This window comes from Nocardiopsis lucentensis DSM 44048, from assembly GCF_000341125.1.
Taxonomy (GTDB): Bacteria; Actinomycetota; Actinomycetes; order Streptosporangiales; family Streptosporangiaceae; genus Nocardiopsis; species Nocardiopsis lucentensis.
Genome location: NZ_ANBC01000776.1, coordinates 1 through 7,785 on the forward strand (window position 1 = coordinate 1; position 7,785 = coordinate 7,785).

Genomic DNA, 7,785 nt, shown 5'->3' on the forward strand with positions numbered 1-7,785 from the left:
AGGACCGCCTGCGGAGCGAAGTTCTCCGAAGCGATCATCTCCAGGGTCGTCTGTTGGCGGCGCAGCTCATGCGCGACCGCCTCGGCGATCTCGGGGTCGAGATCGCCCAATGCCTGGTCGAGGACCGGGACATCGGGCGTGGTGGAAGCCAACGCACACTCCCCTCATGTGTTGCTTTATATGCAACGCATTCCGTGATACACAACACGTTGCGCTTCACAGTGAGGGTTACCCACAGGTCTGTCAAGACCCTGAAGGACTAGTCCTTGCGGTTTGATCGTCGCTTAATCGTGTATTGATATATCAAGAACACGACACGACGACCACAGAGGTCGCCGCCCCACCCCGTCAGCGGCCCGCGTAGGCCATCCGATCGGACAGGTCACGCGCCCCCTGGCGCAGTTCCTCCACGACCTCGGGGATGCGCTTCTTCGACAGCCGGTACGCCGGACCGGACGCGCTGATCGCCGCGATCACGTCCTGACCGGCCCCGAACACCGGCACGGCGATCGCGTGCAGACCCGGTTCCAGCTCCTCGAACGACGTGGCGTACCCGTCCTCGGCCACCCTCTTGAGGACCTCACCCAGCTCCTGCGGGTCCGTGATCGTGCGCGCGGTGTAGGACACGAGCTCCCCGGCGAGCAGCTCGTCCAACTCGCCCGGGGGCGTGTACGCCAGCAGCGCCTTGCCGCTGGCCGTCGCGTACGACGGCGTGCGCTGGCCGATCCAGTTCTGCGCCGCCACGGCCGAGGTGCCCAGCGCCTGACTCACGTTGATCGCGTTCGCCGAGTCGAGGACCGCGACGTTCACCGTCTCGCCGAGGCGCTCGGCCAGCTCCTCGCACACCGGATTGCCGATCTGGACGATGTCGAGCTGACCGGCGACGGCGCCGGCGAACCGCAACATGCCGATACCGATGCTGAATCTGCCGCGCTCACCGTGTTGCTCCACGAGCTGTCTCGCCTGGAGGGTGTACACCAGCCGCGACGCGGTGGACTTGTGCACCCCCAACTCGGCGGCGATCTCCGTGACTCCCATCTCGCCGCGCGCGAGGAGCTCCAGGATGGTGATCGCCCGGTCCACCGACTGGACCGACGCCGGCTCGCGTGCTCCCGTGCTTTCCGTTGAGTTGCTCATAATGCAACTTTAACCGATAGACGCAACTTCCCGAATTTCGCCTCGGACACTCCTTGACTCCGAGCCGATCACGCTCTCATCATAGTGTTGCGTATCGAACAAGTTGTTCCGCGAAGCGCAACGGAGGGCATGATGATCCCAGCATGTGCCGTGGCGGACCTGCCCGAGGGTGAGGCGGTCCGAGTCATGGGCGAAGTCCCGATCGCGGTCTTCAACGTCGACGGCGAGATCTACGCCATCGACGACACGTGCAGCCACCAGGACGCCTCGCTCTCCGAGGGGTGGCTCGAAGGATGCTTCATCGAGTGCCCGCTCCACGCGGCCAGCTTCGACCTGCGCACGGGCCTGCCCACCGGCGCCCCCGCCAAGAAGCCGGTCCGCACCCACTCGGTCGTGATCCAGGACGGCGTGATCTACGTGGTCCCGCAGAACCAGGAGGCAGTCGTATGAGAACCGTTGCTGTCGTCGGGGCCTCGCTGGCGGGGCTGCGCGCGGTCGAGGAGCTCCGGACACAGGGCTTCGACGGCCGGATCGCGGTCATCGGGGACGAGCCGTACCAGCCCTACGACCGCCCGCCGCTGTCGAAGGCCTACCTCGCGGGCACCTGCGCCCCGGAGAGCCTGCGGCTGGCCGACCAGTCCGACACGGAGGACCTGGCCGCGGAATGGCGGCTCGGGGTTCGCGCCGACTCCCTCGACCCCCTCACACGGTCGGTCCGGCTGTCCAGCGGGGAGGAGATCACCGCGGACGGCGTCGTCATCGCCACCGGTGGCCGGGCCCGCCCGCTCCCCGGTTCGGAGGGCCTGGCCGGGGTGCACACCGTCCGGACGCTGGACGACGCGGCGGCACTGCGCGCCGACCTGGAGAACAGCTCGGCGGGGGTGGTGGTGATCGGAGGGGGCTGGATCGGCTCCGAGGTCGCCTCGACCTGCCACGCACTCGGGCGGCCGGTGACCGTCGTCGAGGCGAACCCGACACCGCTCGCCCGCGTCCTCGGCCCGGCCATGGGCTCGGTCTGCGCGGCGTTGCACACCGACCACGGCGTGGCCCTGCGCACCGGCGTGGGCGTGCGGTCCCTGACCTCTGCGGGCCTCGGCCCGTGGAAACGCGTCACCGGCGTGGACCTCGCCGACGGCACGCACCTGCCCGCGGACGTGGTGGTGGTCGGCATCGGGATGCTGCCCAACACCGAGTGGCTCACCGGATCCGGGATCCCCGTCGACAACGGGGTGCTCTGCGACGCCGGATGCGTCACCGCGTTCCCCTCCGTCGTCGCGGTGGGCGACGTCGCCCGCTACCACGGCCCCGACGGACCGGTCCGGCACGAGCACTGGACCAACGCCTCCGAACAACCCGCCACCGCCGTGCGCAACCTCCTGGCGGGCACGACGATCGAGGAGTACCGGCCGTCCGGCTACTTCTGGTCCGACCAGTACGGGACCCGGTTGCAGGTCGCCGGGCACCCCGCCGACGCCGACGAGGTCACCATCGTCGACGGGTCGCCGAACGACCGCCGGTTCGTCGCGGAGTACCGCCGCCGGGGAGCGGCGGGGGGNNCTCGCGATGAACAACCCCAAGCTCTTCGGCCGTCTGCGCCGACAGCTGCGCGACCGCGCGGTCGTGTGACCGCGTGACCGCGTGAGGTGTGCGGGGTCGGGGAACCGGCCCCTGACAGCTGTTCACGACACGTCAGCGCCCCCGATGACCCGGACCCGCCGTCGGGGGCACCGACTCCGCCGAACCGGACCCGCCCGAGCCCCGGTCGGCCTGGTGGCGGGAGGCGTTCGGCGGACACGCGGATCCCGGTGAAGGAGGCTGGAGCGGCGGTGGATCCGGCCTAGACCTCGGGATCGGGCGTCCCGACGATGCCCTCCTCCACCGCGTCGAGGATCTCGTCGAAGGAACGTCCGTTGAGTCTGGACAGCGCGACAGCCGCACCCATCGCGTGCCCGGTCAGGCTGAGGAGCAGCGAATCCACGGCATCGGAGCCGCGGGCACGGGTGTCCTCGAGGATCCGGTGAACGATGTCCCGGGCGTCCGCCCTGGCGGTCTCGTCCCCCCGTTCGACGGCCTGGAGGAAGTGGTGGTGCGCGCGGATGATCGCCGCGGCCGCGAGCTGGTCTTCCCTGCCGCCTTGGCCCACCGGCTCCTGCCTTCCTGGAGAGGTGCTGTGCGGGAGGCACGCTGTCGCGCGCGGACACCCGTTGGTCCGCGTGCACTCTCTCACGGCCGCCCGCCCGCCGAGGGGCGGTTCGGGGAAAGCAGCGGGGGTTTCCCCACCCGCGGTCGGGCCCGGGCCGCCGACCTCCTGACCCGGCTCGTCGCGGCCGAGGCCGAGCACGAACCGCCCGGCGTGACCAGTGCGGCGGGCGATCCCCGGGTCGCGACGGGTCTGGACGGCTACCGGGGCGTCACGGTCGCGGTGAGGTCCCGGGGCCGAGGCGCGGGCGCGTGAGCGGTGCGTGCGGCGGGACACCGAGGTCGGGCACTCGTGGGTGCGGCTATCGTCCGGGGGAGCGGGAAAAGTCCCGGGCACGCGGAGGAAGCCCCCCTCGCGGGCCGCGCCACAGAAGGAAGACCCGGCTTGCGCACGAGCACACCACCCCACAGGGCACCGCGCCCCGACCGCGGCGGCGGCATGCCGCCCTGGCTCCCCCGCGCCATGATGCTGGCCATGTGGATCGTCACGGCCTTCGGCATCGCCCTGTGGCTGTTCGTCCGGTTGCAGAACCTCATCATGCTGCTGCTGATCTCGCTGTTCCTCGCGCTGGCGCTGGAACCGGCGGTCAACTGGCTGCACCGGCGCCGCTGGCCGCGCGGGCCCGCCACGGGGGCGGGGATGCTCCTGGTGCTGGCGTTGGCGCTGGCGTTCCTCAGCCTGCTGGGGTCCATGCTGCTGGGCCAGGTCCTGGCCTTCGCCGCCGAAGTGCCCACGATGATCCGCGCCGGGCTGGCCTGGTTCAACACCACGTTCAACACCTCCTACTCCCCCACCACCCTGCTCAACGAGATCTCCAGCGCCAGCGGCGTGGTCGAACAGTACGCCTCCAGGATCGCCGACAACGTCTGGGGCGCCGGGACGACCGTCCTGATACTGCTCTTCAACGGGCTGACGATCGCGCTCTTCACCTTCTACCTGTGCGCCGACGGCCCGCGCTTTCGCCGCGTGATCTGCTCGGTCCTGCCACCGCGCACGCAGCGCGAGGTGCTGCGGGCCTGGGAGATCGCGATCGAGAAGACGGGCGGCTACCTGTACTCCCGGGCGCTGCTGGCCCTGGTCTGCGCGGGCGCGCACTACGTGGTACTGGTCGTGCTGGACATCCCCTTCGCGTTCGCGCTGGCGCTGTGGGTGGGTGTGGTCTCGCAGTTCATCCCCACCGTCGGCACCTACATCGGCGGCGCCGTCCCCGTGCTCGTGGCGCTGCTGGAGGGTGTCTGGCCCGCCGTGTGGGTGCTCGTGTTCGTCATCGTCTACCAGCAGTTCGAGAACTACCTGCTCCAGCCCCGCATCACCGCCAGGACCCTGGACATGCATCCGGCGGTGGCGTTCGGCTCGGTCCTCGCGGGCGCCGCCGTCCTGGGCGCGCCCGGCGCGTTGCTCGCCCTGCCGATGGGCGCGAGCCTGCAGACCTTCCTGAGCATCTACATCCGCCGCTACAAGGTCGAGGAGCACCCCCTGCTCTCCGCCGCCGAGGCCGAGGACGAGGGGAACGAGGAGCCCGCCGCCACCGGAGGGGAGGGTGGCGGGGCCGGAGGGGACGGCGGTGGGACCGGGCCGGAGGACGAGGAGGCCAGCGGGGATCCGACCCGGCCGACGTGATCCCTCAGCCCTGGGTACCGCTCCCGGTGGACGGCGCCTCGCGCAGGGTGAACACGCACAGTGGGGCCATGGCGGCCGAGGCGGCAACCGGCAGGCCCAGGGCGGGACGCTCCGCCCGGGGCCGACCGACACTGACGATCCACGGAGAACCACCGTCTCCGCGGTCTGCGAGGAACTAGAGGGAGGCGGCCTTCACGGCTCCCAGGAGCGCGGCCCACTCACGGGGGGTGGCGTCGAGCTGTCCGAGGTCGCGGTTCTGGGTGTCCCGCAGCGCGGCCCCAACGCGCGTGCGCGCCGCCTCGACACACTGCCCGCCGTTGCCGTGGGAGTAGGAGGACTTGCTCCACTCGCCCTCACGGTTCAACCGGGCCTCGACGCAGTCGCCACCGTTGGTCCCGCTGTAGGTGGACTTGCCCCAGTCCTCCGCCAGCTCCAGCCGAGCTTCAACACACGCCCCACCGTTGCCGTGTGAATACGTCGACTTCTCCCAGGTGGGACGCAGTTCCAAACGCGCCTCCACACACTCGCCACCGTTGCCGTGTGAGTACGTGGACTTCTCCCACTCAGCCTTGAGTGTCATCTTGATGCTTCCTTCGGAACTCGTAGAGGGCCTTCAAGGATTTCTCAGGGGACAGGGAGACGCCCAGGAGGTCACTGAAGACCCTGTCCATGCCGCGTACATCTGCCTGGTCATTGATCATCCTGCCCGATACGCCGTCCTCCACATACAGCACGTCGGGCTGGTCCTCAAAGCCGAGGAGGGTGAAGGAGGTGGTAGACGGGGGCTTCTCCGTATCGGCGGGGATCACGTGAACCCTGATCCGCTTGGCCTCCACCATGTCTATCAGCTTGGCGAGCTGGTCCACCATCGTTTCTGGACCTCCGATGGAGCAGTTCAGCACCGCTTCATTGACGATCAGGATCATGCAAGGAGGGTCAGGTAGCTCCCACAGCTTCTGTCGGTTCATTCGGCCCGCGACCAGCTCATCAATAACCCTGGACGGGGCAAGGCTGTTATTCGCCTCGATGAGGGTACGAGCATAGCCCTCAGTCTGGAGGAGCCCATGGACCACAGTGGTATCGAACTTTCGCATGAGGGTTGACCGCGGCTCAGCCTTCACCAGTTCACTCAGCCAGTCCGGGTAGGCCCGCTTCTCGGAGAGCCGGAGCCAGAGCCGGAACAGGTCCCCGTTGGCCTGGACGAGTTTGTCCAGCTCCGCCGCCATTGCCTTGCTTGGCCAGTGCGTCCCCTGCTCGAAGCCGCACACGAGCCCGTTCGAGCAGGTCACCTGTTTCGCCAGCCATGACTGCGTCTTGCCCGCCTGGTTGCGAAACTTCCGCAGCTCGATCCCCCACTGCAACGCATGCGGCCTGACCTTGCGTTTCGCCATCTTTCACCAGCCTCACCACGGAAAACACCATCGAATATCCCTGTCGCCTGATGATCGCACTCCGTTCAGAGCCCTAGGTTTTTCCGGCGTCCTCTTGAATCCTGGTCACAGTTGGTGGCGCTCCGGATCGACGGATGTATCACCATCTTCACCATGCATTTCAAACAAAGGGGACATTGTGACTCCACGGGAGGCGGCCAAGGCACTCTGCCTTGAGCTGGACAAACACGACCTCAAGCCACTCCCCCGCAAGGGAATGGTGATCGAGGTGCACAAGGGAGACCAGAGCCAGACGGTGCTCCTGCGCGAGACCGGCGAGGACCTCTACTGGTACTGGGTGTGGGACTCCTACCGCACCGGCACCGAGCCCTACGAGTACGACCGCGCGCTGCCCGTCGGCCAGGAGCCCGAGTTCGCCCGACGCATCTTTGGCGTCCTCTCCATCCCGAAGGTGGACCTGTGATGAGCGCCGTCAACCACACCCCGCGCTACCTGGGCGAGGTCGCCCCCGAGACCGGCGAGGCGCTCGCCGTCTTCGAGGGCGTCACCGAACTCGGCCCCGGCCGGATCCTGTGCTCGGCGGTCGGCCTCCTCCACCTGTCGGAGCGCGGCACCCTCTTCCGCTGCCCCAGGGGCGCGGTCGTGGTGCGCAACGGCCAGATGATCACCTTCACGAAACTGGGGCACGGTGACCTGCCGAAGACCCACGTGTAACGCCCGCATCCCCCCGAAACCGCGTCCGCCCCCGGCGATGGAGCCGAGGGCGGACGGTCGTGTTCGGGAGAACGAACGTCGGTGTCAGGACGTCGTCGGGTCGAGAGAGGGGACGTCCGGACCGGTCGAACCCCCGTAGGTGGCGATCTTGTACTCGGTCGCCGTGAGGGAGAGGGTCAGCTCACGGATCCGGCGGCGGATGGTGTCGCGGTGTTCGATCAGCATGTCGAGCCGTTCGGGCACCGTCTCCTCCCCGGCGTCGACGAGCGAGACGTAGTGCTGTAGGTCGCGCATCGGCATTCCGGACAGCCGCATCCGGGTGAGGAACACCAGGCGCCGCACCGCTTCGGTGTCGTAGACGCGATGACCACTACCGTCACGGGCCACCGCGACCAGCCCGGCCCGCTCGTAGTAGCGCAGCGTGTGCGGCGAGACGTCGAGCAGGTCGGCGGCCTCGGTGATCGTCATCGACTCGGGTACGTCGGCCAGGTCGACGAGGCGGCGGATCGCCTCGACCGACAGCGGATCGTCGTCCGCGAGCGTTTCGAGCGCCCTGCTCATCAGATCGTCCGTGGCCATGGAACCAGCCTAGATCGGCCGGGCCGACGCCGGAACACCCTCGAAGTCGGCGCCGCGGGCGGTCTCGGCCCACCGCCCGACCTCCTCCAGACCACGCCGGTAGGCGGCCGAGACACGCTCGACCGCCTCGCGCCCGAGCGGCAG

The 7,785-nt window shown here is 68.8% G+C and carries 10 protein-coding genes and 1 pseudogene; 5 read left to right on the forward strand and 6 right to left on the reverse strand.

All coding sequences use genetic code 11. The features are described 5' to 3' along the window. Both D471_RS39775 and D471_RS0127095 read right to left on the reverse strand, forming a co-directional pair. Window positions 1–152, reverse strand: a pseudogene (locus D471_RS39775) (hypothetical protein); the annotation flags it as partial. A 196-nt stretch (window positions 153–348) separates the two neighbouring features. Further along, window positions 349–1,137, reverse strand: coding sequence for an IclR family transcriptional regulator (locus tag D471_RS0127095; protein WP_051059264.1), 789 nt, complete (start codon window positions 1,135–1,137; stop codon window positions 349–351). Between the two features lie 129 nt (window positions 1,138–1,266). On the opposite strand from D471_RS0127095, the gene D471_RS0127100 reads away from it, so the two are divergent. Together D471_RS0127100 and D471_RS36445 are read left to right on the forward strand one after the other, a co-directional pair. Next, on the forward strand, window positions 1,267–1,587 hold the full coding sequence (locus D471_RS0127100) for a bifunctional 3-phenylpropionate/cinnamic acid dioxygenase ferredoxin subunit (RefSeq protein ID WP_241479729.1): 321 nt from the start codon (window positions 1,267–1,269) through the stop codon (window positions 1,585–1,587). Then, window positions 1,584–2,771 carry an NAD(P)/FAD-dependent oxidoreductase gene (locus D471_RS36445; protein WP_241479730.1) on the forward strand — a complete coding sequence of 396 codons (1,188 nt, stop codon included), beginning with the start codon at window positions 1,584–1,586 and terminating at the stop codon, window positions 2,769–2,771. The genes D471_RS0127100 and D471_RS36445 overlap by 4 nt, the downstream gene beginning before the upstream one ends. A gap of 203 nt (window positions 2,772–2,974) precedes the next feature. Here D471_RS36445 and D471_RS0127110 read toward each other — a convergent pair whose 3' ends face one another. Then, entirely contained in the window at window positions 2,975–3,280 is a 306-nt protein-coding gene (locus tag D471_RS0127110) for a hypothetical protein (protein ID WP_017601523.1), read from the reverse strand. 495 nt (window positions 3,281–3,775) lie between these two features. On the opposite strand from D471_RS0127110, the gene D471_RS0127115 reads away from it, so the two are divergent. Beyond that, the gene (locus tag D471_RS0127115; RefSeq protein ID WP_017601524.1) at window positions 3,776–4,957 is read left to right on the forward strand and encodes an AI-2E family transporter; all 1,182 of its coding nucleotides are present in this window, start codon (window positions 3,776–3,778) and stop codon (window positions 4,955–4,957) included. 175 nt (window positions 4,958–5,132) lie between these two features. Here the strand turns inward: D471_RS0127115 and D471_RS42560 are convergent, their stop codons facing one another. Next, the gene (locus D471_RS42560) at window positions 5,133–5,537 is read right to left on the reverse strand and encodes a DUF397 domain-containing protein (RefSeq protein WP_017601525.1); all 405 of its coding nucleotides are present in this window, start codon (window positions 5,535–5,537) and stop codon (window positions 5,133–5,135) included. Further along, the gene (locus D471_RS0127125; protein WP_017601526.1) at window positions 5,521–6,348 is read right to left on the reverse strand and encodes a helix-turn-helix domain-containing protein; all 828 of its coding nucleotides are present in this window, start codon (window positions 6,346–6,348) and stop codon (window positions 5,521–5,523) included. The genes D471_RS42560 and D471_RS0127125 overlap by 17 nt, the downstream gene beginning before the upstream one ends. A gap of 178 nt (window positions 6,349–6,526) precedes the next feature. Here D471_RS0127125 and D471_RS0127130 point away from each other — a divergent pair, with 178 nt between their 5' ends. Next, window positions 6,527–6,811, forward strand: coding sequence for a hypothetical protein (locus D471_RS0127130; protein ID WP_152486464.1), 285 nt, complete (start codon window positions 6,527–6,529; stop codon window positions 6,809–6,811). Beyond that, window positions 6,811–7,062 carry a hypothetical protein gene (locus D471_RS0127135; protein WP_017601528.1) on the forward strand — a complete coding sequence of 84 codons (252 nt, stop codon included), beginning with the start codon at window positions 6,811–6,813 and terminating at the stop codon, window positions 7,060–7,062. The genes D471_RS0127130 and D471_RS0127135 overlap by 1 nt, the downstream gene beginning before the upstream one ends. An 84-nt stretch (window positions 7,063–7,146) precedes the next feature. Here D471_RS0127135 and D471_RS0127140 read toward each other — a convergent pair whose 3' ends face one another. Beyond that, window positions 7,147–7,641 carry a MerR family transcriptional regulator gene (locus D471_RS0127140; RefSeq protein ID WP_017601529.1) on the reverse strand — a complete coding sequence of 165 codons (495 nt, stop codon included), beginning with the start codon at window positions 7,639–7,641 and terminating at the stop codon, window positions 7,147–7,149. Window positions 7,642–7,785: the final 144 nt, after the last annotated feature.

Bases quoted from the DNA above. Each gene is read 5' to 3' on its own strand.
- D471_RS0127135 (WP_017601528.1), top strand. From the start codon at position 6,811: ATGAGCGCCGTCAACCACACCCCGCGCTACCTGGGCGAGGTCGCCCCC.
- D471_RS0127100 (WP_241479729.1), top strand. From the start codon at position 1,267: ATGATGATCCCAGCATGTGCCGTGGCGGACCTGCCCGAGGGTGAGGCG.
- D471_RS0127125 (WP_017601526.1), bottom strand. From the start codon at position 6,348: ATGGCGAAACGCAAGGTCAGGCCGCATGCGTTGCAGTGGGGGATCGAG.
- D471_RS0127115 (WP_017601524.1), top strand. From the start codon at position 3,776: ATGCCGCCCTGGCTCCCCCGCGCCATGATGCTGGCCATGTGGATCGTC.
- D471_RS0127095 (WP_051059264.1), bottom strand. From the start codon at position 1,137: ATGAGCAACTCAACGGAAAGCACGGGAGCACGCGAGCCGGCGTCGGTC.
- D471_RS42560 (WP_017601525.1), bottom strand. From the start codon at position 5,537: ATGACACTCAAGGCTGAGTGGGAGAAGTCCACGTACTCACACGGCAAC.
- D471_RS0127140 (WP_017601529.1), bottom strand. From the start codon at position 7,641: ATGGCCACGGACGATCTGATGAGCAGGGCGCTCGAAACGCTCGCGGAC.